The organism is Paenibacillus cineris (genome assembly GCF_018333335.1).
Taxonomy (GTDB): Bacteria; Bacillota; Bacilli; order Paenibacillales; family Paenibacillaceae; genus Paenibacillus_AQ; species Paenibacillus_AQ favisporus.
Window position 1 is genome coordinate 493,506 of the sequence record NZ_BORU01000001.1, and the last position, 23,033, is coordinate 516,538.

Below are 23,033 nucleotides of genomic sequence, written 5' to 3' on the forward strand. Positions count from 1 at the left end.
ATACGCATATGGAAAAGGAACCATGGAAAATTGAAAGCAGATTGGCCCAAATCGGCTCCGTCGAAGAACCCGTGACAGGAGCGGTAAACTTCCCGATTTATCAGGCAACCGCCTTCCGCCATCCGAAGCTTGGGCAAAGTACCGGTTTTGATTACGCTCGGACCGCCAGCCCGACCCGCAAAGTGCTCGAAGCCGCGGCAGCGAAGCTGGAATCCGGGGACGCCGGCTTTGCCTGCAGCTCAGGCATGGCTGCGCTGCAAACCATCTTCACCCTGTTCAGCCAGGGCGATCACCTGATCGTTTCGCTGGACCTGTACGGTGGTACATACCGCCTGCTGGAAAGAATCCTTTCCAAATACGGGGTTACCGCGACGTATGTCGACACCAACAATCTGGACGAGCTGGAACAGTCCAGACGCCCAAATACGAAAGCGGTGTTTATCGAGACGCCGACGAATCCGCTCATGATGATTACGGACATCGAGGCCGTCTCCAATTGGGCTCACCGCCACGGCTTGCTGTCCATCGTGGACAATACGCTCCTCACGCCGTTCTTCCAGCGTCCGATCGAGCTCGGCGCGGATATCGTCGTGCACAGCGCGACCAAGTATTTGGGCGGACATAACGATGTCCTTGCAGGCCTGATCGTGACCAAGGGCAAAGAGCTGTCCGAGGAAATAGCGTTTCTGCACAATTCCATCGGTGCGGTGCTCGGGCCGACGGATTCCTATCAGCTCATGAAAGGAATGAAGACGCTGGCCCTGCGGATGGAGCGCCATGAAAGCAACGCCACGGCGATGGCCAAGTACCTCCAGACGCATCCGGCGGTTGCCGAAGTATTCTATCCGGCGCTTCCGGACCATCCGGGACATGACATCCAAAGCCGGCAGTCCCGGGGGAATACGGGGATCTTCTCCTTTAAAGTGAAGGATGCCCGTTACGTAGAGCCCGTGCTTCGCCACATCCAGCTGATCGCCTTTGCGGAAAGCCTTGGCGGCGTCGAGTCGCTGATGACCTATCCGGCCGTGCAGACGCATGCCGATATTCCGGAAGAAATCCGCAAAGCCGTCGGCGTCGACGACCGCCTGCTCCGTTTCTCTGTAGGCATCGAGCATATCGATGACCTGATTGCGGATCTGGGCGGCGCACTGGATGCCGCAATCAAGGAAGTGGAAGGGAGCAGCCAAGGATGAGTGATTTGGGCAAAGGACATCAAGACAAAGGCAAGCAGGAGCGGAAATTCGCGACCAAGCTGCTCCATTTTGGCTCGGAAATCGATGGCGCGACGGGAGCTTCCAGCGTGCCGATCTATCAGGCGTCTACGTTCCACCATGCAGATATCTTCAATCCGCCGGTGCATGATTACAGCCGTTCGGGCAATCCGACGCGCCAGGCGCTGGAAGACTATATTGCCCTGCTCGAAGGCGGGGTGCGCGGGTTCGCCTATTCGTCGGGCATGGCGGCCATTTCGAGCACGTTTATGCTTCTGTCGGCCGGCGACCACATGATCGTTACCGAGGACGTATACGGCGGAACGTACCGCCTGCTTACAAGCATTTTGAATCGCCACGGCATTGAGAGCACTTTCGTCGACATGACCGACCTGGATCAGGTGAAGGCTGCGCTGAAGCCGAACACCAAGGCTGTATATATGGAAACCCCGTCGAATCCGACGCTGAAAATAACCGATATCGAAGCCGTCACCAAGTGGGCCAAAGAGCATGATCTGCTCACCATGGTCGATAACACGTTTATGACGCCGTATTACCAGCGTCCCATCGAGGTGGGTGTGGATATCGTACTGCACAGCGCAACGAAGTTCCTTGGCGGACACAGCGACGTGCTGGCCGGTCTGGCCGTCGCCCGTACCGAGGAAATCGGCCGCCAGCTGAAGCAGCTGCAGAACGGCCTGGGAACGGTGCTGGGCGTACAGGAGAGCTGGCTGCTGATGCGGGGCATGAAAACATTGCAGGCACGCATGAAGCACAGCGAAGAGAGCGCCGCCGTACTGGCCGCTTGGCTCAAAGGGCGTCAGGATATTACACAGGTCTTTTACCCGGGGCTCATCGATCATCCCGGCAGAGAAATTCACGAGAAGCAGTCCACCGGCTACGGGGCCGTCGTCTCGTTTGACGTGGGCTCCGGCGAGCGGGCCAAACAGGTGCTGAACCGCGCGCAGATCCCGCTCGTGGCCGTCAGCCTGGGCGCAGTGGAGAGCATTTTGTCCTATCCGGCGATGATGTCCCATGCGGCAATGCCGGCAGAGGTTCGGCTGGAGCGCGGCATTACCGACGGGCTGCTCCGCTTCTCTGTCGGCCTCGAGGACGTCGACGATCTGATCGCTGATCTGGATCAGGCGCTTCAAGGTTAAATCATCAAGCAGGCACCGCTTCGGCGGTGCCTTTCCTTCGTCCAGCCCGCGACGCTTGCCAGCCCGCGTTCGGCCAACGGATTCTATGAATTTCGTTTGCCCTGTGCGCCAATTGTGTTAAGATGGTATTGGTCATGTTTTAATTTATGTTACAAAATTCACATATGATAGGAGGCTGCCAAATATGAGTGCGGTTGACCGTATTCTGGATAAAGCACTGCGGGGCGAACGCCTGAATTTGGAAGACAGTGTGACATTGTTCGAAAGCAATGAAGTGGAGAAAATGGGTCATGCTGCCGATATCATGATGAAGAGGGTTCATCCCGATCCAATTACGACTTTCGTCATCGGACGGAACGTCAATTATACAAACGTGTGCGATACATACTGCACATTTTGCGCATTTTACCGTGTCCCAGGCCACAAAGAAGGGTATACCTTGCCGGACGAAGTGATTTTCCAAAAAATCAAGGAAACCGAAGACGTGGGCGGCACGGAAATTCTAATGCAGGGCGGAACGAACCCGTACCTGCCGTTCGATTACTACACGAACCTGCTGAAGGGCATCAAGCAGCGGTTCCCGAACATCACGATGCACTCCTTCTCGCCGGCGGAAATCCGCAAAATGGTGGAAGTGTCGGGGCTGTCTCTGGAACAAGTCATGCGCGAGCTGAAAGCGGCGGGACTGGATTCCCTGCCGGGCGGCGGCGCCGAAATCCTCGACGACCGGATCCGCTCCAAGATCAGCCGGCATAAAGGAACCTGGCGGGATTGGATGGACGTCATGCAGATGGCGCACAAAATCGGCATGAACACGACGGCCACGATGGTCATCGGTTTCGGTGAATCGATGGAAGAGCGCGCCCTGCATATGCTGCGCATCCGCGACGCGCAGGACGAATGCATCGCGAACGGCTACGACTCGAAAGGCTTCCTCGCCTTTATTCCGTTCACATTCCAGCCGGACAATACGGGCTTGAAGCGGGAGCGCGAAACGCCGGAAGCGTATTTGAAGACAGTGGCGATCGGCCGCCTGGTGCTGGACAACGTGCCGAACTTGCAGTCCTCCTGGGTCACAATGGGACCGGAAGTGGGCAAATTGTCCCTCAGCTACGGCTGCAACGACTTCGGCAGCACCATGATGGAAGAGAACGTCGTGTCCTCCGCGGGTGCGGTGCATAAGGTTAACATCACTTCCATCCTGCAGCTGATCCGCGAAGCAGGTAAAATCCCGGCGCAGCGGAACACGAGATACGAGACGCTTCGCGTCTTTGAAGAAGGTTCCCAGGTGGAACGCGACTTCGTCATGCAGAACTAGAACTGATCTTAAATATTTTTTGATATTACCAGCCGCCTTGCTTATGCGAGGCGGTTTTTTGTGTTGTACAAAAGGCCAAGGGTACGTACCCGTTGCAGGTTTCCATTTATTCTTCCTCTGAATTCTTAAAAATAGCCGTTGTATTTTTATGCGTTATTTTGTATAGTTTACTTAATTAACGTTAATTAAACAGGAAGTGTGAGGATATTTCATGACCAGAAACAAGCTGAAGGAAGCCGCGCTGCGGCTGTTCGGGGAAAAAGGGTACGACGGAACGGCCCTTTCCGAAATCGCCAAGGAAGTCGGGGTCAAAACCCCGGCGATCTACGCCTTTTTCGAAAACAAAGAGGATCTGTTTATGACGGTCTTTCGCGAAGCGATGCTCTCGTACAACGCTTTTATTCAGGAGCTGTCGGAGGAGAAGCAGGCGATGAGCGCCCGGGACTGCCTGTACGGCGCGGTGTCCAGACAATCGGAGTTTTACCGGCAGCATCCGGAGGCGAGCATGTTCGTGCTGCGGTACGTGCTGTTCCCGCCGGACTTTCTGAAGGAGACGATCGAGAAGGCATTTCTGCAGGCCGATGAGCTGCTGACACAGGCGGTCGAACGGTGGATCGTGCAGGGGATTGAGGAAGGGGCAGTCCGGGAGCAGCCAGTGCAGCAGCTCGTGGACGCTTTTTTGAACTTGATGGACGGTTTGAGCATGCAATATTTCTACTACACCTCCAAAGAGGTGTACTCCCGCAAAGTGAACAACGCCTTCGAGACCTTCTGGAGCGGCGTGCGTTCGTAAGGCGGGTCACCTCACCGAGAAGATTGTACAACAGGGGGATGGGTTTACATGAGTGAAGCGAGTCAAGTTATCGGCAGTGAAGGCAGTACACAGGATTTTGAAAGGGAACCCGTTCCCCAGCATTTGCGCAAAAAATGGTTGTCCATGTCGCTCGTCTGGATCGCGATCGGGATCGACCTGTCTGCCATGTTTCTCGGCGCGGAGCTTGGCAACGGCATGAATTTGGCGGACTCGCTGACCGCAACCATCGTCGGCTCGGTCATCCTCGGTCTGATCGGCGCGCTTTGCGCTTATGTCGGGGCGAAAACGGGATTGTCCACCGCGATGATCAGCCGGTTTCTGTTCGGGAACGTTGGTGCGCGCATCGTATCGATCGTGCTCGGAATTTTCTCGCTCGGCTGGTTCGGCGTGCAGGTCGGATTTTTCTCGTCGAACATGCATACCGCTTTTGACAAGCTGCTGGGGATTGACCTGCCGCTCGGCGTGCTGTCCTTTGTCGGCGGTTTGCTGATGATGTCGACAGCCATCTGGGGCTATCGCTCGATCGAGCGCCTCAGCGTATGGTCCGTGCCGCTGCTGGTCATTTTTATCGGCGTCGCCATCGTAGCGGCGTTTAAGACGAAAGGAACGTCGGCGATATGGGAACCGATTGCCGGGGCGCCGATTCCGATGGGCATCGCCATTTCGCTTGTCATCGGCATCTTTATCGTCGGTACGGTGCTCTCGCCGGACATCGGGCGCTGGGCGCGCACGCCGATGCATGCCGTGACGGCCGCATTTATCGGATTTTTCGTCGGCAACAGCTTGATGACGATTATCGCGATTTTCCTCTCGCGGCTGATGGACACCGACGATTTGACGAACATTTTTATCGCCCTCGGGCTCGGACTGCCGGCCATCATCGTTCTGACACTGGCGCAATGGACGACCAATACGAACAACCTGTATTCGGCGTCGCTCGGCTTCTCGGTCGTATTTCAGAAGTTCCCGAAAAAATGGATCACCGTCATTGCGGGACTGATCGCCACCTCGCTTGCCGTCTTCGGCATTTACGACAAATTCCTGTCGTTTCTGAATGTCATTACGAGCTTCGTGTCGCCGATCGGAGGGCTGTATACTGCCGAGTATCTGCTGGTGGACCGGAAGAAATTTACGTTTGAAGGGCTGGACCGCAACCGGAACTGGATTTTCCGTTCCCTGGTTGTCTGGATTTTGGCTACGCTGTTCGCTTATATGACCACACCGTCACCGGACGGGTTCGGCCTCTTCCAATTGACGCGCGTCCCTGCGCTGGATGCCTTTGTTTTTGCCTTTATCGTACAGTGGATCATTGGAAAAATTGCAAGTAAGAAAGGATAAATCTACATCATGAACAACAACGTGTTAACGGAACTGGACGAGCAAGCCGTCCATTATATTGCCGTCGGTGCGGCGGTGCTCGGGACCGGAGGGGGCGGCGATCCCCATATCGGTAAATTGATGGCCATCGAGGCCATCCGCAAATACGGTCCGGTTCGGCTCCTGCAGCCGGACGAGCTGGCGGATGACGACCTGGTCGTGCCGCTGTCGATGATCGGTGCGCCGACCGTCATGAACGAGAAAATTCCGTCCGCCGAGCAGATGACGAAGCCGCTCGATCTCCTCGAGCGGGAGCTTGGTCGTAAAGTGGCGGCCATCATGCCGATCGAGGTAGGCGGCGGCAACTCGCTCGTGCCGGTCATCGCGGCGGCGGAGCGCGGCATTCCGATGCTGGACGCCGACGCCATGGGCCGCGCTTTTCCGGAGTCGCAAATGGTGACGTTCTACCTCGACGGGTACGACTGCAGCCCGATTACGATGGCGGACGAACGCGGAAACGCTGTGCTGATGCATGCCGTCGACGGCATTTGGGAGGAACGGATGGCGCGGGCCGTGACGATTCAGATGGGCGGATCGGCGTCGATCTGCGACTATCCGGTCACAGGGGCCCAAGCGAAGCGCAGCGTGGTACGCAATACGCTGACACAAGCCTATGAAATCGGACGGACGCTGTATCTGTCCAAAGAGCGGAAGCAGAACCCGATCGAAGCGCTGCTCAAGCAGCTGAGCGGTTATGCGCTGTTCCATGGCAAAGCCGTGGATATCCGCCGCCGCACGGAGGGCGGATTTACGCGGGGCGAGGCGGTATTCGATGGCACGGATGCACAGAAGGGCCGGACGATGAAGCTCTTTTTCCAGAACGAGTTCCTGCTGGCAACAGAGGATGGAAAATCCCTGGCGGTGACGCCGGACCTCATTGCGCTGCTGGATCAGGACACGGGCATGCCGATTACGACGGAAAATCTGAAATACGGCGCCCGCGTGACGGCCGTCGGCTTCCCATGCGACCCGAAATGGCGTACGCCGAAGGGACTGGAGACGGTCGGGCCGCAATACTTCGGTTACGACACGTCATACGTGCCGATTGAAGTACTGGCCGAAGGTAAAGGAGGCGCGGCTCATGAGTAATCCGATGAACGTGAGTAATATGAGCAGTCCGTTGAACGATATCGTGATTCCATCCGGTAGGGAGAAACTTGGCGGCGGCGAAGACCTCTACAGGATCGGCATCGACGTCGGCGGTACGAATACGGACGCGGCTCTCCTCGATTCCAGCCTGAGACCGGTGCACACGGTCAAGGTTCATACGACTCGCGACGTCAACGAGGGAATCGTGGAGTCGATCCGCCGCCTGCTCGCAGAGAGCGGCGTGAATCCGGCCCGGATCCGCTATGCGATGCTTGGAACGACGCACTGCACCAACGCCATCGTCGAGCGGAAGCACCTGGGAAAGGTCGGTCTGATTCGCATCGGCGCCCCGGCAACGACCTCGGTGCCGCCGCTTGCGGATTGGGACGATGCGCTGAAGGCGGCGGTCGGCCCGCATGCGTATGTGGTGAGCGGCGGTTATGAATATGACGGCCGGGCGATCGTCGGCTTGGATGAGGCACAAATTGCCGAAGTGGCGGGCCGGATGCGGGGAGAAGTGGACGCGGTCGCGGTCTGCGGCGTGTTCTCCCCGGTCAACGGCGAGCAGGAGAAGCGGGCGATGCAGATCGTCAAAGCGGTGCTCGGCGAGAACACGCCGGTAACGCTCTCCCATGAGATCGGCAGCATTGGACTGCTGGAGCGCGAGAACGCCTCGCTTCTGAACGCTGCGCTGCTGAACGTCATTGCCGGCGTCGTCCGAGGCTTTGAGCAGGCGCTGGAGAGCTTTGGCATCCAGGCCGGTGTCTACATTTGCCAAAATGACGGTACGCTGATGCGCAGCGATTACGCCCTGAGCTACCCGATCCTGACCATCGCCTGCGGTCCGACCAACTCGATCCGGGGCGCGGCCCATCTGTCGGGCCTCAGCGACGCGCTCGTCGTGGACATCGGCGGCACGACGACAGACATCGGTGTGCTCGCCCACGGCTTCCCGCGCCAATCCTCGGCCGCGGTCGAGATCGGCGGCGTGCGCACGAACTTCCGGATGCCGGACATTCTGTCCATCGGCATCGGCGGCGGCACGATCGTGCGGCAGGATGCAGCCGGCGGCGTCACCGTCGGGCCGGACAGCGTCGGCTACGAGCTGCTGCAGCGCGGCCGGATCTTCGGCGGCGACACGCTGACGGCCACCGACGTGGCCGTGAAGCTCGGACGCCACGCCTGGAACGGCGCAGACACAGCCGGGCTGAACGAGACGGTGTGCCGCCAGGCGGACGGCATCATCACGCGCGACATCGAGGACGCGATCGACCGCATGAAGACGAGCTCCGATCCGGTCGACGTCGTGCTTGTCGGCGGCGGCAGCATCCTTGTGGCAGACCGTCTTGAAGGCGTCGCGCGGATTGTCAGACCCGACCATTACGACGCCGCCAACGCCATCGGCGCCGCGCTCGGGGAAGTCAGCGGCGAGACCGAGCGGATCTACGCGCTGGACGAGATGACGTATGACGAAGCGATGCTTGATGCGAAGAACCATGCCATTCAGCAGGCCGTCCTAGCCGGGGCGGAGCGGGATACGGTTCAGGTCGTATTTTCCGAGGATATTCCGCTTGCATACCTGCCGGGCAACGCACTGCTCGTAAAGGTCAAGGCTGCGGGCCGGCTGGCTTGACAACCCATCGATTTCAGATATGAATAGGGGCCTCTTCCTTTGGTGTTCAAAGGGGGAGGCCCTTTATTATTTCCCGGCAAAAGGTACCTTTTTTATTCAGCGGAAACCCCCATTTACCAAGCATTTCATGTCGATTTTAACTGAGAAATGTTAGCCTGTTTTCCATCGATCCCTCCCGTATATCCCCCCGGCTAAAACATATACTTTGTAAGAAGGAATTTGAAAGGAGTGTTCTCCATGGAACTGTTCAGCATAGCAGCCCGAACCTTTAGTCCGCGGGAAGCGGAGGAATATAAGCGCATGGTTTCGGAAGCGAACCAGGTTTTACATAACAAGTACAAATCACTCGCAATCAGCTGTACGGTCCATGAGGATATGATGCTGTGGAGCTGCCGGGAGGACGATCCGCGGTTCTTTAAGGAGCATCATCTGCAGCAGGTGTACGCCGCTGCCGCCAAGACGGTGGCCCATTACATTTTGCAGGAAAAGGAGCAGCGGCTGATCGAGAAGATTCTGGCCGATGATTTTGATTTTCCCGATCCGGAGGAAAAAGAGCAAATTTTGAAGCACTGCCGGATGAGCCTGAAAAAAAGCTCCGAAGGGGGCGCATGGTCCCGCCGTTACGATATGCTCGTTCGCGGCATCAAGCAGTGCCTGAGCGAACGGCCGCTACTCCACGTGGACGGTTTTCTGACCTTTCGTGCCGCTGCTTACATTAAAGAGCTGAAGGAAGTCGTGGAGTACGCGGTGGATGAGTTTTTGATGGACCGGCAGTATGAGGAGTTTGTCAGCATTCTGAAATACTTCGTCTATTTCCAGCAGCCGCAGGTGCCGATCGCCCATGTCATTCATAAGGGAGGCCAGGATTTGCTCGTGCTGGACGGTGACTTAAGACCGCTGGAGTACCGTCATGATGAAGGCGTCGTGGTGGAGCGGCTGGACCAGCAGGACCTGCAAATGGAGGATACGGTCGTCACGACGCTGATTTCCGTGTCCCCTGCCAAAATCGTCATTCATACGCGGGAACCGCATATGACCGTCGTTCGCACGCTGATGCAGATTTTCGATGAGCGGGTGGAAATTTGCCGTTACTGCCCGGACTGCCACGCCTATTTCCGCGAAACGGGGAAGATATAGCTTGACTCGCCGCTGGACAGGGATTTATAATTACACATAATTCGATAAAAGCGTCGACAGAGACATGGACCTGAAGATACGGACGGTCAGAGAGAGGGAACTTGGCTGAAATTTCCTCACGAATTCCGGCTTCGGTCTACCCCTCTACAGCTGCGGTTTGGAACCTGTTTACCCGGATTCTTGATCAGTCGGGGAAGCTCAGTATAAGCCGCCGGGTCATTCCGTTATCTGATGCTGAAGGACAGCCATCTCGTATTTACTGGCAACAGGGAATATGGAGGTCTGTCGAAGTTGGGTGGAACCACGGGTACAAACACTCGTCCCTTGTATAGGGACGGGTGTTTTTTTGCGTTGCCTGTACGATTTTGAAAAGGGCGGCTGTCCGCCGAAATATCAAGGAGGAATACAACGTGTCAGTAAGCATCAAACTGCCAGACGGCTCGGTTCGCGAATATGCGGACGGAAGCACCATTGAAGACGTCGCCGCTTCGATCAGCAGCGGCCTGAAGAAAAATGCGGCCGCAGGGAAATTGAACGGCATTGTGGTCGATTTGTCCACCCCGCTCGTGGAAGGAGCCGCGGTGGAAATCGTTACGCTCGATTCGCCGGAAGGCCTCGAAGTGATGCGCCACAGTACGGCGCACTTGACGGCCCAAGCCGTGAAGCGCCTGTTCGGGGCCAAAGAGGTCAAGCTCGGCGTCGGGCCTGTCATCGAGGACGGATACTACTACGACATGGATCTGGAGCATCCGCTCAATCCGGAAGATCTGCAGAAGATCGAAAAGGAAATGGAGCGTATCGTAGGCGAAAACCTGCCGATCGTCCGCAAGGAAGTCAGCCGCAAGGAGGCGCTGGATATTTTCGGTGAGCTCGGGGATCCCTACAAGCTCGAACTGATCAACGCGCTGCCTGAGGACAGTGTCATCACAATCTATGAGCAGGGCGAATTTTTCGACCTTTGCCGCGGACCGCATCTGCCTTCCACCGGCAAAATCAAGGTGTTTAAACTGATGAGCGTTGCCGGTGCCTACTGGCGCGGTGACAGCAAGAACAAAATGCTGCAGCGGGTCTACGGAACCGCTTTTGTCAAGAAAGCGCAGCTGGATGAGCATCTTCACTTTCTTGAAGAAGCCAAGAAGCGCGACCACCGCAAGCTCGGTAAAGAGCTCGACATCTTCACTTTCTCCCAGCTGGTGGGACAAGGCCTGCCGATGTGGCTGCCGAAAGGCGCCAAGCTGCGCCGCACGCTTGAGCGCTACATCGTGGACCTTGAAGAAAGCCTGGGGTACCAGCATGTCTATACGCCGGTTCTCGGTAACGTAGAACTGTACAAGACCTCCGGCCACTGGGAGCATTACCAAGAGGACATGTTCCCTAAGATGGAGCTCGACAACGAAGAGCTGGTGCTCCGTCCGATGAACTGTCCGCACCATATGATGGTGTACAAAAGCGAAATGCACAGCTACCGCGATCTGCCGATCCGGATCGCCGAGCTCGGCATGCAGCATCGTTACGAGATGTCCGGGGCACTGACCGGATTGCACCGCGTACGCGCGATGACGCTGAACGATTCCCACATTTTCTGCCGTCCGGATCAGATCAAGGAAGAATTCCTGCGTGTTATTCAGCTGATCACGAAGGTGTATGAAGACTTCGGCATCCACGATTTCCGTTTCCGCCTCTCCTACCGCGATCCGGAGGATACCGAGAAGTACTTCCCGAACGATGCCATGTGGGAAATGTCCCAGCGTATGCTGCGCGAGGTTGTAGAAGAAACAGGCATCCCGTTCTTCGAGGCCGAAGGCGAAGCCGCTTTCTACGGTCCGAAGCTCGACGTGCAGATCCGCACCGCCCTTGGCAAGGAAGAAACGCTGTCCACCGTACAGCTGGACTTCCTGCTGCCTGAGCGCTTCGAACTGGAATACGTAGGCGACGACGGGCAGAAGCACCGTCCGGTGGTCATCCACCGCGGCATTCTGGGCACGATGGAACGCTTTACGGCCTTCCTGCTGGAGAATTTCGCGGGCAACCTTCCGCTGTGGCTGTCTCCGGTGCAGGTCAAGGTCATTCCGGTCTCCATCGCATTCGAAGGCTATGCCAAGGAAGTGGCTGAGAAGCTGAAGCTTCAGGGCGTATCCGTGGAAGCGGACGTGCGCAATGAGAAGCTCGGCTACAAAATCCGCGAAGGCCAGCTTGAGAAAGTACCGTACATGTTCATCGTCGGCGATAACGAAATGAACGCGGGAACCGTGTCGATCCGCAAACGCGGCGAAGGCGACATCGGGGCCAAAACCGTGGATGAGGCGATTTCGCTGCTCCGTGAACAAATCGCGAAACGCGAAATTTTCTAAGACACAAACTCGTGTAAAACGATAACTTGATAAGCTTGCACAATCCTCTGCAAAGTGAGACGACTTCACTTTTACATGTATAAACGCCGGAACATATGGACATCCTCGCAAGTAAAGGGGGAGGATTTCATATGAACAAGGTGAAAACATGGCAGAGGATTTTGTGTTGTATGTTTCTGTTTGGCATGCTTGCAGGGGCGCCCAAGATGTATGCGGCATCCTTCTCGCTGCTGGAGAGTGACGGAGTTACGGGGAATGAAAGTGCAAAGAGTCCGATGCTGGCGGCCAATGACTATTATCAAAAGCCGTTAAAATATGCAACGAAGCCGGAAATGTTTCAGGTGGTTGATTTGAAAAAAAGGGCGGCACAGAACGTATTTAAGCAAAATGAGTTCATGCCCAAGTATACGGCCAAGGCGGCTGTTCCCGCGATTGGCAAAGCCGAGGTTAAACCGCAGCAGGAGGCAGGTGCCGTTAAGGAGCCGTCCATGCCGGTCTTGATGCCGCGACAGGAGCAGGTTATCCGCAAGGTCAAAGTCACAGCCACTGGATACACCGCGGGTTATGAATCTACGGGCAAACATCCGAGCCATCCGTCATACGGCATTACGTATTCCGGCGTAAAGGTGCGCAGGGACAAAAATACGATTTCGACGATCGCGGCCGATCCGAAATGGTTCCCGCTCGGAACGATCCTTTATGTGCCAGGCTACGGTTATGGTGTTGTTGCGGATACCGGTTCGGCCATCAAGGGCCGTAAGATCGACCTGTATTTCTCCACGACCAAGCAGGTGTATAAGGAGTGGGGGAAAAAAGAGGTGGACGTGTTTGTGATCAAACGGGGGAACGGCAAATGCAGCGAGGAAATGCTGCAGACGTTGGGAAAAGCGATCCAAACGTATAAGACCGTCCCGGCTTCGCTGCTGGATGAAGCGGTGTGAACATAATAAAGAAGCCCTGGGCCCGGAACGCGGTGCTGCAGGGCTTTTATTGTTTTTCGGTGCCATACATGTATCGTTTTCCATTCTTCAAATTTGCCGTAGAACGGTATAAATTCCAGGAGGCTTCACATACTACGACAGGGGTAAAGCGATGCTTGGATCCCCGGCCAGACAAGCTACAGGGAGGTGAAACCAAATGCAAAAGAAACAAAGCAGCAACTTCAAAACGCCAAACGAAAAGTTTGACGAGGAGTTTGCAGAAATCGGAAACGAGAGCGCAACTTCCACGCAAAAGCAAAAAGTACAAAGCAGCAATTTCAAAACACCTAACCAAAAGTTTGACGAAGAATTTAAACAAAACGATCAACAATAATCATTCTTTCGTCAATTTTTCTAAAGCACCCGCTGAAAAGCGGGTGTTTTATTTTTATATGGAAAAAAAAGTAATGCGTCTCGGTCTGCGGACCGAGAACAGGATCATTCCGCCGCCGCTGTCGGCCTGGCCGCCATTATTGTACACTGATATCAGATTCGCAAGCGATGCGAACTTTATAGGATATGAACAATGGAGTTAAAGGAGATACGGTTATGCAAAAAAAATGGGTGGACCGCCTTTTTGGAGGCCTGGTGCTGATTGCGATCGGAGTTGTATTTTTGTTGAATCAGCTCGGATATATCGACGTCAGCTTCTGGGGACTGGTCGGAGATTACTGGCCGGTGATTCTGGTTGTTTTGGGGCTCAAAGAGCTGGCCAAGGGCCGGCGCTCATTCTTTGGCGGGGCGATCCTGCTCCTGATCGGGGCTTATTTCCTGGGCCGTAATCTGGGATGGCTCTGGATCTCGCCAGGCAATCTGTTTAAAATCATCATTCCTGCGCTGCTGATTATCGGCGGGCTGTACGTCATTTTCAAACCGAATGACCGGACCCCTCCGCCAGCCGACAAGCGCCGTCCCGAGGAGCCTGCGTTTACGCCTGAACCTCCGGTACCGCCGGAGCCGGTAGAGCTTGACGGTTCGTCCCTGGACCGGCAGTTCGAGGAAAAGTTTGGCATTCCGTACAGCAAGGAGAAGGGACCGCAGGGCGTTCCGCCGAAATCCTCTTATGAGGAAGACGTTGATATGGACGATTTGGATTCGGACGATGACGACGAAATGGACCGGATGAAGAAGCACTACAAGAACAAGTACAAGCGGCACTACAAAAGATACTACAAGCATTACGCCAGAGAGGAAGCCCGCCGGGGCGGACCGTTCCGTGAGCCGGAGGATCATGATTGGGATCACCACGGCCCTTTCAGCGAATCCGACCACGACGGGAAAATCAACAAGTCCTCTTTTATCGGGGATATTTATCTTGGACACGACTCCTTCCAGCTGAAGCCGACCAACCTGTCCCAATTTATCGGAGACACGGTACTGGACCTGACCCGGGCGCATATTCCTTATGGGGAGACCAAAATCAACATCTCCGCGTTTATCGGCGATATCAAGGTGTACATCCCGGACGATACCGATCTGGGCGTCACGGTGAACACAAGCTCCTTTATCGGGGATATGTCGGTGCTGAACGAATCGCGGAGCGGATTTGCGGGGAACATTTCGACCCGTACGCCGTATTACAAGGAAGCGCGCAAGAAAATCAAAATTAACGTCAGCGCGTTTATCGGTGATATTAAAGTAAACAAAGTAGGTTGATCGTATGAAAAGTATCATGAAAAATACCAAATGGATGCTGTTGTTTTACTTTATGCTGACCGGCCTTCTGATGACGGCGATTTTCTATATCGGCAGCGACAGCGGATATCTCGTTATTAAAGGAACCTGGGTATGGATTTATTCCTGCCTGGGGTTTCTGCTGTTGTCGATCATCATCGGATACATGGCCGGACAGCGGATTCAGAGGCGCATCGATGTGCTGGAGCTTAACATGCTGCAGGTTTCCAAAGGAAATCTGTCGGTACGGATTGGCGAAACCGATGACCCGACGTTTGCCCGGCTCTATCATGAGTTCAACAATGTGATGGATTCGATTGAAAAGAAAATGGAGCTGCTGCAGCGGATGGGTGAGCAGGAAGTCATCGAAAAGGAAAAAGCCGCGGAATCGGCTGTTATCGAGGAGCGACGGCGGATGGCCCGGGATCTGCACGATACCGTCAGCCAGCAGCTGTTCGCCATTCATATGTCGGCGTCGTCGCTGCCGAGGGTGCTTGAACGGAACGAGGAGCAGGGCAAAGTCGTTATGGAGCAGCTCATTACGATGTCCCAGATGGCCCAGAAGCAGATGCGGGCTCTGATTGCGCAGCTTCGTCCCGTCGAGCTGGAGGGCAAGAGCCTGGCTGAAGCGCTGGAAGTTTGGTTCCCGGACTACTGCCGCCAGAACGGCCTCAAAGGCATGAAGGAGGTCGAACTGAAGGGCAGCCTGTCTGAAGCGATCGAACACCAGCTGTTTCTGATCATTCAGGAAGCGGTGGCGAATATTGTGAAGCATGCCCACGCCAGACTGGTCAGCATGTCGCTTCGCGAAGAGAGCCGGCAGGTGGTGCTCAGCATCAGTGACGACGGCCAGGGTTTTGACTCGATTCCGCACAGACCGGGATCGTACGGACTTTCAACGATGCGGGAGCGGGCCGAGAAGCTGGGCGGACAGGTCGAAATTATGAGCCGCCAAGGCGCGGGCACGACCATCCGTGTACATATACCGAAGTTTACATAAGTTTATCTTGAACGGTTCATCAATACAGGCAGGGGGAAATCGAAAATGGCAGAGAGCGTGAAGGTGGTCATCGTGGATGATCACGATATGGTCAGAATGGGACTGAAAACATATTTGATGCTGGAGCCTTCCTTTGAAGTGATCGGGGAAGCAGGCAATGGCAAAGAGCTGCTGGACTGGCTGGACCAGCGGCCGCAGGAGGAGCATCCCGATCTGGTGCTGATGGATCTGATGATGCCGGTGATGAACGGTGCCGAAACGACACGGGCCGTTCTGGCGAGATACCCTTCGATCAAGATCGTCATTTTGACGAGCTTTCTCGAAGACGACCTGGTGGTGGAAGCGGTGGAAGCCGGAGCTGTCAGCTACGTGCTGAAGACCGTATCGGCCGACGAACTGATCTATGCGCTGCAAGGGGCCAACCGGGGCATGCCGGTCATGACGGGGGATGTGTCCCAGGCGCTGACTAGAGGCATCCGCCAGCGGACCGTTCAGGGGGATTCCACCGGGATGACCGAACGCGAGAAGGAAGTGCTGCTGCTCGTCGCCGAAGGCAAAAGCAACAAGGATATCGCTGAGGAGCTGCATATCAGCATCAAAACAGTTAAGACCCATGTGAGCAACCTGCTGATGAAATGCGAGCTGGAAGACCGGACGCAGCTGGCCATCTACGCCCACCGCAAAGGATGGGTGCAGTCATAGCCTTTCCCGACATGTTTTATCTGCTTTTTAATTGTTTTTAATCTGTCATTAAGGTTTATAGTACATGATATAAACAGTTAAACAATATCCCTTACGGAACGCTATAAATCAGGGAAAGCAGGAGGCATGAATCACATGGACGAAAGAAACAGATTTGGCCAGCCGGAAGATTCGTTTGATCAAGAGCCAACAAAGCGTGAACAGCCGTCTTCCGATTCGAATAATTCATCTTATTACTATTCCTACGGGCCGTTTAAGTCCCTTGGAAAAGACAACAATACAGAGCATCCAGGCAGTGAGCCCTCCGACAGGCCGCACTCAGAGGAAGTGGAGATCACTCCTCCGAATCCGGTCAGACAGCTTCCGGTAACCTCCAGCCAGTACCACAGCTCCGGCGAGTCCGGCAGCCCCGGACGCAGCGGGGGTTCGGGTGGCGGTAACAATGGCGGCAGCAACGGCGGTAACTGGCAGTTTAACCAGCGTCCGAAAACCTCGGTAAAAACGGTGCTGATTTCCTTCCTCGCCGGCATGGTTGTCATCACCGGGCTGATGTTTACGGCGGATCGCATGAATCTCTTTACGCCTAACACATCGCTCACGTCCGAAACAGCCACAACGGTGTCAGCTGCAGCCGACAACAGCGAGCCTACCGGGAAGGCGAATACGACCTCGCTGCCGCTTTCGAAACCAACGGATGTATCCGGGGTAGTACAAGAAGCGGGCCCGGCGGTCGTTAAAATTGAAACGCTCGTTAAACAGAGCAGCCGTACCAATTCTCAAAGTAATCCTTACCTGAACGATCCGTTCTCCTACTTCTTCGGAGACCAGTTCGGCGGCGATTCGGGTTACGGTGGATCAGGATCGGATTCCCAATCCCAAGGCTCGGGTTCGGGTTCGAATCCTTCGCAGCTCGTTCCTTACGGTATCGGTTCCGGCTTTATCTACAATAAGGAAGGTTATATCCTGACCAATCAGCACGTGGTCGAGAACGCCGACGTCATTCAGGTAACCATCGAGAACGACGAGAAGACCTACGAAGCGAAGCTTCTGGGCAGCAGCAAAGATCTCGACCTTGCCGTTCTGAAAATCGAAGGCAACAACAACTTCCCGACAGTACCGCTCGGCGATTCTTCGAGCCTGAAAGTCGGTGAGCCGGTTGTAGCGATCGGTAACCCGCAGGGCTTTGACCATACGGTAACGACAGGTGTACTGAGCGCCCGTGAACGTTCCATCGATATCAGCGAGGAATCGGGCAGCGGCACACGCAAATATCAGCATCTGCTGCAAACCGACGCTTCGATCAACCCGGGTAACTCCGGTGGACCGCTGCTCAACCTGAGCGGCCAAGTCATTGGCATGAACGTGGCCGTCAGCGCCGATTCGCAAGGCATCGGCTTCGCGATTCCGACGAGCACGATCAAGAACGTCGTCGACAAGCTGGAGAAAAACCAGGAAATTCCGAAGGATCCGGTTCCGTTTATCGGAGCGTCATTGATGACGATGACTGAAGAAGTGGCTAAACAAATGGATTCCGATGTTAAAGAGGGCTCCGTCGTCGCCGAGGTTGTGTACAAATCCCCGGCTTACGAAGCGGACCTCCGCCCTTACGACATTATTACCGGCGTGAACGGTACGGCTTATAAAACCAATTCCGATCTGACCGCGTTTATCCAGAAACAAAAGGTCGGCACGAAAGTGACGCTGAACATCGTCCGCAACAACAAGAAGATGGATCTGCAGGTCACCATTGGTGACAAAAATAAATTCACGGACAACAGCGCGGTCAGCGGCCAGTAAACCATACGCTATGATATGACAGCGGAAGGGAACTCCCTTCCGCTGTTGTCGTACCATGGTGCAAAGGAAAATGTTCACTGCTACAATAAGAAGCAGAGGCTTGTGCCATGATACAAGATAAAGAGATAAAGGAGTAGTCCGTTAATGCGATCGAAAATTTTGATTATTGACGACGATGAAAAGATCATTTCCATGCTGCGCAGGGGGCTGGCATTTGAAGGGTACGACGTCATTACCGCTAACAATGGGGCAGAGGGACTGAAGGTCATTTTGAACGGGGAGCCCGATATCGTCGTGCTGGACGTCATGATGCCGCAGGTGGACGGATTTGAAGTGTGCCGCAGGCTTCGGGAGGGCGGCAGTCAGGTGCCGATCCTGATGCTCACCGCCAAGGATGAAATCGAGCACCGGGTCAAAGGGCTTGACCTTGGGGCGGACGATTACCTCGTCAAGCCGTTTGCACTGGAAGAGCTGCTGGCCAGAGTGCGCGCGCTGCTGCGCCGGAAGCCGGGGCAGGAGGAAGCCGGCGACCACCGGTTGACCTATGAGGACATCGTGCTGGACGTCGACTCCCGGGAAGTGCTGCGGGGCGGCAAGCGCCTCGAGCTGACGGCCAAGGAATTTGAGCTTCTTCATTTGTTTATGCAAAATCCGAAACGGGTGCTGTCCCGCGACTTAATTATGGATAAAATCTGGGGTTACGATTACAGCGGTGAGTCCAACGTGCTGGAAGTGTACATTGCGATGCTCCGTCAGAAGACGGAAGAACACGGAGGGAAGCGTGTCATTCAAACGATCCGCGGCGCAGGTTATATCCTGAGAGGGGATTCATAAGAGATGTCCATAAGATTGCGCTTGACCGCCTGGTATACCGCCATTCTGGCCGTAACGCTGATCGTGTTCGGTTCGGCGGTGTATGGGGTCGTCCACTTTAATACGTATAATTCCGTGAGAGAGCGGCTGGCTCAGCAGTATAATAAAATCGAGCCGACCGTGGTTTTGAACTGGAACCGCAGAAGTAATTATTTTAGTTTTGAGGCGCCTTCCGATTTAACCTCGCAGACTTTCGTGCAGATGATTGATTACGTAAATAATAAATTATCCGTTTCCGAAAACTTGGGGGCTTTAAACATTAAATTCCCTTATCCCGATTACAATCATGCGGTGAAACAGCAGGGTTTTAAAACCGTGTATATCCAGGGAAACCCTTTTTACCTATACCAGGGTACCATTACGGAAAGCACTACCGGCCAGGTGGTTGCAATGCTTCAGCTAGCCATTTATACGGGGCATGAAGTGGAACTGCTGACCTTGCTGCGGAATATTCTGGTCATCAGCGCAACGATCATGATCATCGTGGCCTCCTCGCTCGGTCTGTTCCTGGCCCGCAAATCTATGAGCCCGATCGGCAACGTCATCGAAGCGGCGAGCCAGATCCAGAACGGCCAGGACCTCAGCGTCCGCATCGATTACGACGGGCCCCAGGATGAAGTCGGACAGCTGATCGACACGGTCAACAGCATGCTGGGACGGATGGAGGGCTTTTATAAAAACCTCGAGGAATCTTACGCGACGCAGCGACGGTTCGTATCCGACGCTTCGCATGAGCTGCGGACACCGCTGACGACGATCCGCGGCAACGTGGATCTGCTGGAGAAAATGTGGTCAGACGAGGAAGCAGACCGTCCGAAGCTGGACGAAGCGACGCTGAAGCAGATGACCAGGGAGGCCATCAGCGACATTGCCGACGAATCCAAGCGGATGAGCCGACTCGTCGGCGACATGCTCTCTCTGGCCCGGGCCGACACGGGACGGACGTTTGACAAGCAGCCGATTCCGCTCGAAATTCTCGTGGAGGAAGTGGCCAGAAGGGCCCAATTCCTGCCGCGGCAGGCTGATTGGATCACCGGTGACTTTTCGATCCTGAACGGCGTCTATGTCAACGGCAATAAGGACTATATGCAGCAGATGCTGTTCATTTTTATTGAAAACGCATTTAAGTATACACCTGAAGGCCAAGTGACGTTTGACGCATTGCTGTATGAAGATCAGGTGGGCATCCGAATTGCCGATACGGGCATCGGCATGGACAAGGACGAGGTGCCGTATATCTTTGACCGGTTCTACCGTGCGGATCAGTCCCGCGGCATGACGGAGGGCATCGGGCTGGGCTTGTCCATCGCCAAATGGATTATCGACGAGCTGAACGGCTCGGTCGAGGTCGTTACTCGCCAAGGGGAAGGTACTACCTTCATTATCTGGCTGCCGGTCGTCTTTCCCGTCCCTTTGGAATAGGGTATAATGGTTAGGTTAAGGCATGCCAGAGAAAGCAGGTGAAAGTCATGGAAGTGATTAAAATTTCGCCCCGGGGGTACTGCTACGGCGTGGTCGATGCCATGGTGCTGGCGCGCCAGGCAGCCCAGAACCTGGACCTCCCCCGGCCGATTTATATATTGGGCATGATCGTGCACAACAGTCATGTCACGAATTCTTTTGAAGACGAAGGGATCATCACGCTCGACGGACCGAACCGGATGGAGATCCTGAACCAGGTGGACAGAGGCACGGTTATCTTTACCGCCCACGGCGTTTCGCCGGAAGTCCGGAAGCTGGCCCGGGACAAAGGTCTTACGACCGTTGACGCGACTTGTCCGGACGTCACCAAGACTCATGACCTGATCCGCGAGAAAGTGGCGGAAGGGTATGAGGTGATTTATATTGGCAAGAAGGGCCATCCCGAACCCGAAGGCGCCATCGGCATTGCGCCAGATCACGTTCATCTGATCGAGAAGGAAGACGAGATTGCCAATCTGCGCATATCCGCCTCCCGCATCATTATTACGAACCAGACGACGATGAGCCAATGGGACATTAAGGCCATTATGAAAAAGCTGCTGGAGCTGTATCCGTCCGCCGAGGTCCACAATGAGATCTGCCTGGCCACCCAGGTGCGGCAGGAAGCGGTCGCGGAGCAGGCTGGACAAGCGGATCTGGTGATCGTTGTCGGCGACCCGAGGAGCAACAACTCCAACCGGCTGGCTCAGGTCTCCGAAGAAATTGCCAACGTCAAGGCTTACCGGATTGCCGACATTACCGAGCTGAAACGCGAATGGCTTGAAGGCATATCCAAAGTGGCCGTCACTTCCGGCGCTTCCACGCCGACCCCGATCACCAAGGAAGTGATCGCATATTTGGAACAATACGATCCGGAGAATCCGGATACGTGGGAAATCAAGCGCACGGTCAATATGAAGAAACTGCTTCCGCCCGTAAAAGCGGCAGGAGGCACCAAGGCATAATTACGAATAAGATGAAGCGGGGCTTCCATTTAATGGGGGCCTGCTTCTTTTTTTTCTAGACCATGATGATTTGCTGTCCCTGATATGATCTGGCCCTACAGAAGAAAATAGACCAGATCGGTAGGGGGAGGATGCCCATTTTAGATTTAGGGTTGACGGATAGGTGGATTTCCGATATAGTTGCTTTAGCGGATAAAAGCTTAAAAGCGAAAACGCGTTTAAGCGTATTAGTGAAGTGAGAGGCGAGAACGGTAGACCAGATAAAGATACCGAATCATTTGAAAATATACGAGAAGCGTACGCTGAAGCGAGGCGCTTCACAGGAGGAATGATAGCCATGATCGTAATTACATCCAATACGACTCCGGAAGAACAAATTGCGGATATTGTGCGTGTGATTGAGAAGGAAGGACTGCAGGCTTCTGTTTCCAAAGGCGCAGACCGGACGGTCATTGGGCTGATCGGTCAGGTCAACCCGCAGCTTGCTGAGCACCTGCGTCAAATGAAGGGAGTAGAGAATGTAGTGAAGATTACCAAATCATACAAATTGGCAAGCCGTGATTTTCATCCGGAGAACACGGTGATCAAGATAAAAGGCGTGGAAATCGGCGGCGACGAGCTCGTCGTCATGGGAGGACCCTGTGCGGTTGAATCCCCCGAGCAGATTGATGAAATTGCGGGCCTGGTGAAGGCTGCCGGCGGACAGGTGCTGAGAGGCGGGGCCTTCAAGCCACGGACAGGACCATACAGCTTCCAAGGGATTGGTGTCGAAGGTCTTATTATGATGGCTGAAGCCGGACAAAAGCACGGCCTGCTGACTATTACGGAAGTCATGACACCGGAATACGTGGATATTTGCGCCGAATATGCCGATATTTTGCAGGTGGGCACGCGGAATATGCAGAACTTTGACCTGCTGCGCAAGCTGGGAACTTGCGGTAAACCGGTACTGCTCAAGCGCGGTTTCAGCGCCACCTACGATGAGCTGCTGAATGCGGCGGAATACATCCTTGCTGGCGGCAACCCGGACGTCATGCTCTGTGAGCGCGGAATCCGTACATTCGAAAGTTATACCCGCAATACGCTGGATCTGTCGGCTATTCCTGTCCTGCAGCAGCTGAGCCATCTGCCGGTCATTTCCGATCCGAGCCATGGCACGGGCCGCAGAGAGCTGGTAGAGCCTATGTCCAAAGCCTCGGTTGCGGCTGGTGCTAATGGACTGATTATCGAGATGCATACAGACCCGGACAACTCGATGACCGGAGACGGCGTGCAGTCTCTGTTCCCGGACCAGTTCGCCGCGCTCCTTAAGGACCTGGAGAAGCTGGCACCGCTCGTCGGGCGTACATTCAGTACGTCCAAGGCGCCTGCTGAAGCCTTTAAAGTAGGAGTATAATATTTCCCCGGTAATACAGTATAGACATCGAAGCCTGCCGGCTGATTTTCCCCAGAAAATCGGTCCGTGCAGGCTATTTGCAATTAGTGCAAATA

19 protein-coding genes are annotated in these 23,033 nt (G+C 55.0%); all 19 read left to right on the forward strand.

The features are described from left to right. Positions 1 to 8 precede the first annotated feature (8 nt). The 19 genes from KI379_RS02700 to aroF all read left to right on the forward strand — a co-directional run bounded on the left by KI379_RS02700 (position 9) and on the right by aroF (position 22,938). Complete coding sequence (locus KI379_RS02700; protein WP_076170649.1) at positions 9 to 1,193, forward strand: PLP-dependent transferase; 1,185 nt, start codon at positions 9 to 11, stop codon at positions 1,191 to 1,193. Beyond that, the gene (locus tag KI379_RS02705) at positions 1,190 to 2,371 is read left to right on the forward strand and encodes an aminotransferase class I/II-fold pyridoxal phosphate-dependent enzyme (RefSeq protein WP_105441838.1); all 1,182 of its coding nucleotides are present in this window, start codon (positions 1,190 to 1,192) and stop codon (positions 2,369 to 2,371) included. Before KI379_RS02700 ends, KI379_RS02705 begins: the two co-directional genes overlap by 4 nt. A gap of 184 nt (positions 2,372 to 2,555) precedes the next feature. Beyond that, positions 2,556 to 3,689 (forward strand): cyclic dehypoxanthinyl futalosine synthase, encoded by a 1,134-nt coding sequence (gene mqnC, locus KI379_RS02710; RefSeq protein ID WP_089545734.1) that lies wholly within the window; start codon positions 2,556 to 2,558, stop codon positions 3,687 to 3,689. 211 nt (positions 3,690 to 3,900) lie between these two features. Beyond that, positions 3,901 to 4,482 (forward strand): TetR/AcrR family transcriptional regulator, encoded by a 582-nt coding sequence (locus KI379_RS34220; RefSeq protein WP_212982708.1) that lies wholly within the window; start codon positions 3,901 to 3,903, stop codon positions 4,480 to 4,482. Positions 4,483 to 4,530: 48 nt separating this feature from the next. Beyond that, the gene (locus KI379_RS02720; RefSeq protein ID WP_144025425.1) at positions 4,531 to 5,841 is read left to right on the forward strand and encodes a cytosine permease; all 1,311 of its coding nucleotides are present in this window, start codon (positions 4,531 to 4,533) and stop codon (positions 5,839 to 5,841) included. 9 nt (positions 5,842 to 5,850) lie between these two features. Beyond that, entirely contained in the window at positions 5,851 to 6,969 is a 1,119-nt protein-coding gene (locus KI379_RS02725; protein WP_212982709.1) for a DUF917 domain-containing protein, read from the forward strand. Beyond that, positions 6,962 to 8,602: a hydantoinase/oxoprolinase N-terminal domain-containing protein gene (locus KI379_RS02730; protein ID WP_244879176.1), complete on the forward strand. Its 1,641-nt coding sequence runs from the start codon at positions 6,962 to 6,964 to the stop codon at positions 8,600 to 8,602. The genes KI379_RS02725 and KI379_RS02730 overlap by 8 nt, the downstream gene beginning before the upstream one ends. 237 nt (positions 8,603 to 8,839) lie before the next feature. Next, the gene (locus KI379_RS02735; RefSeq protein ID WP_212982710.1) at positions 8,840 to 9,739 is read left to right on the forward strand and encodes a putative sporulation protein YtxC; all 900 of its coding nucleotides are present in this window, start codon (positions 8,840 to 8,842) and stop codon (positions 9,737 to 9,739) included. 410 nt (positions 9,740 to 10,149) lie between these two features. Then, positions 10,150 to 12,090, forward strand: coding sequence for a threonine--tRNA ligase (gene thrS / locus KI379_RS02740; RefSeq protein ID WP_089545737.1), 1,941 nt, complete (start codon positions 10,150 to 10,152; stop codon positions 12,088 to 12,090). 395 nt (positions 12,091 to 12,485) lie between these two features. Further along, a complete protein-coding gene (locus KI379_RS02745; RefSeq protein ID WP_116232664.1) occupies positions 12,486 to 13,031 on the forward strand; it encodes a 3D domain-containing protein in 546 nt (181 codons plus the stop codon). Positions 13,032 to 13,227: 196 nt separating this feature from the next. Continuing rightward, positions 13,228 to 13,404 carry a hypothetical protein gene (locus KI379_RS02750; RefSeq protein WP_163878701.1) on the forward strand — a complete coding sequence of 59 codons (177 nt, stop codon included), beginning with the start codon at positions 13,228 to 13,230 and terminating at the stop codon, positions 13,402 to 13,404. A gap of 215 nt (positions 13,405 to 13,619) precedes the next feature. Continuing rightward, complete coding sequence (liaF, locus tag KI379_RS02755) at positions 13,620 to 14,726, forward strand: cell wall-active antibiotics response protein LiaF (protein WP_212982711.1); 1,107 nt, start codon at positions 13,620 to 13,622, stop codon at positions 14,724 to 14,726. A gap of 4 nt (positions 14,727 to 14,730) precedes the next feature. Further along, entirely contained in the window at positions 14,731 to 15,744 is a 1,014-nt protein-coding gene (locus KI379_RS02760; RefSeq protein ID WP_212982712.1) for a HAMP domain-containing sensor histidine kinase, read from the forward strand. A gap of 45 nt (positions 15,745 to 15,789) precedes the next feature. Next, positions 15,790 to 16,446 (forward strand): response regulator, encoded by a 657-nt coding sequence (locus tag KI379_RS02765; protein WP_212982713.1) that lies wholly within the window; start codon positions 15,790 to 15,792, stop codon positions 16,444 to 16,446. Between the two features lie 135 nt (positions 16,447 to 16,581). After that, positions 16,582 to 18,243 carry a S1C family serine protease gene (locus KI379_RS02770; protein WP_212982714.1) on the forward strand — a complete coding sequence of 554 codons (1,662 nt, stop codon included), beginning with the start codon at positions 16,582 to 16,584 and terminating at the stop codon, positions 18,241 to 18,243. Positions 18,244 to 18,387: 144 nt separating this feature from the next. Continuing rightward, a complete protein-coding gene (locus KI379_RS02775; protein WP_076170639.1) occupies positions 18,388 to 19,077 on the forward strand; it encodes a response regulator transcription factor in 690 nt (229 codons plus the stop codon). 3 nt (positions 19,078 to 19,080) lie between these two features. Further along, a complete protein-coding gene (locus tag KI379_RS02780) occupies positions 19,081 to 20,538 on the forward strand; it encodes a sensor histidine kinase (protein ID WP_212982715.1) in 1,458 nt (485 codons plus the stop codon). Between the two features lie 47 nt (positions 20,539 to 20,585). Beyond that, complete coding sequence (locus KI379_RS02785) at positions 20,586 to 21,542, forward strand: 4-hydroxy-3-methylbut-2-enyl diphosphate reductase (RefSeq protein WP_212982716.1); 957 nt, start codon at positions 20,586 to 20,588, stop codon at positions 21,540 to 21,542. A 337-nt stretch (positions 21,543 to 21,879) separates the two neighbouring features. Beyond that, positions 21,880 to 22,938, forward strand: a complete 1,059-nt coding sequence (aroF, locus tag KI379_RS02790; RefSeq protein WP_076170636.1) for a 3-deoxy-7-phosphoheptulonate synthase — start codon at positions 21,880 to 21,882, stop codon at positions 22,936 to 22,938. Positions 22,939 to 23,033 lie beyond the last annotated feature (95 nt).

Excerpts from the sequence above, each read along its gene's own strand:
- KI379_RS02760 (WP_212982712.1), top strand. The coding sequence starts at position 14,731 with ATGAAAAGTATCATGAAAAATACCAAATGGATGCTGTTGTTTTACTTT.
- KI379_RS02765 (WP_212982713.1), top strand. The coding sequence starts at position 15,790 with ATGGCAGAGAGCGTGAAGGTGGTCATCGTGGATGATCACGATATGGTC.
- KI379_RS02705 (WP_105441838.1), top strand. The coding sequence starts at position 1,190 with ATGAGTGATTTGGGCAAAGGACATCAAGACAAAGGCAAGCAGGAGCGG.
- KI379_RS02700 (WP_076170649.1), top strand. The coding sequence starts at position 9 with ATGGAAAAGGAACCATGGAAAATTGAAAGCAGATTGGCCCAAATCGGC.
- KI379_RS02785 (WP_212982716.1), top strand. The coding sequence starts at position 20,586 with ATGGAAGTGATTAAAATTTCGCCCCGGGGGTACTGCTACGGCGTGGTC.
- KI379_RS02745 (WP_116232664.1), top strand. The coding sequence starts at position 12,486 with ATGCCCAAGTATACGGCCAAGGCGGCTGTTCCCGCGATTGGCAAAGCC.
- KI379_RS02780 (WP_212982715.1), top strand. The coding sequence starts at position 19,081 with ATGTCCATAAGATTGCGCTTGACCGCCTGGTATACCGCCATTCTGGCC.
- KI379_RS02750 (WP_163878701.1), top strand. The coding sequence starts at position 13,228 with ATGCAAAAGAAACAAAGCAGCAACTTCAAAACGCCAAACGAAAAGTTT.
- aroF (WP_076170636.1), top strand. The coding sequence starts at position 21,880 with ATGATCGTAATTACATCCAATACGACTCCGGAAGAACAAATTGCGGAT.
- KI379_RS02725 (WP_212982709.1), top strand. The coding sequence starts at position 5,851 with ATGAACAACAACGTGTTAACGGAACTGGACGAGCAAGCCGTCCATTAT.
- KI379_RS34220 (WP_212982708.1), top strand. The coding sequence starts at position 3,901 with ATGACCAGAAACAAGCTGAAGGAAGCCGCGCTGCGGCTGTTCGGGGAA.
- mqnC (WP_089545734.1), top strand. The coding sequence starts at position 2,556 with ATGAGTGCGGTTGACCGTATTCTGGATAAAGCACTGCGGGGCGAACGC.
- KI379_RS02775 (WP_076170639.1), top strand. The coding sequence starts at position 18,388 with ATGCGATCGAAAATTTTGATTATTGACGACGATGAAAAGATCATTTCC.
- liaF (WP_212982711.1), top strand. The coding sequence starts at position 13,620 with ATGCAAAAAAAATGGGTGGACCGCCTTTTTGGAGGCCTGGTGCTGATT.
- KI379_RS02720 (WP_144025425.1), top strand. The coding sequence starts at position 4,531 with ATGAGTGAAGCGAGTCAAGTTATCGGCAGTGAAGGCAGTACACAGGAT.
- KI379_RS02735 (WP_212982710.1), top strand. The coding sequence starts at position 8,840 with ATGGAACTGTTCAGCATAGCAGCCCGAACCTTTAGTCCGCGGGAAGCG.
- KI379_RS02770 (WP_212982714.1), top strand. The coding sequence starts at position 16,582 with ATGGACGAAAGAAACAGATTTGGCCAGCCGGAAGATTCGTTTGATCAA.
- KI379_RS02730 (WP_244879176.1), top strand. The coding sequence starts at position 6,962 with ATGAGTAATCCGATGAACGTGAGTAATATGAGCAGTCCGTTGAACGAT.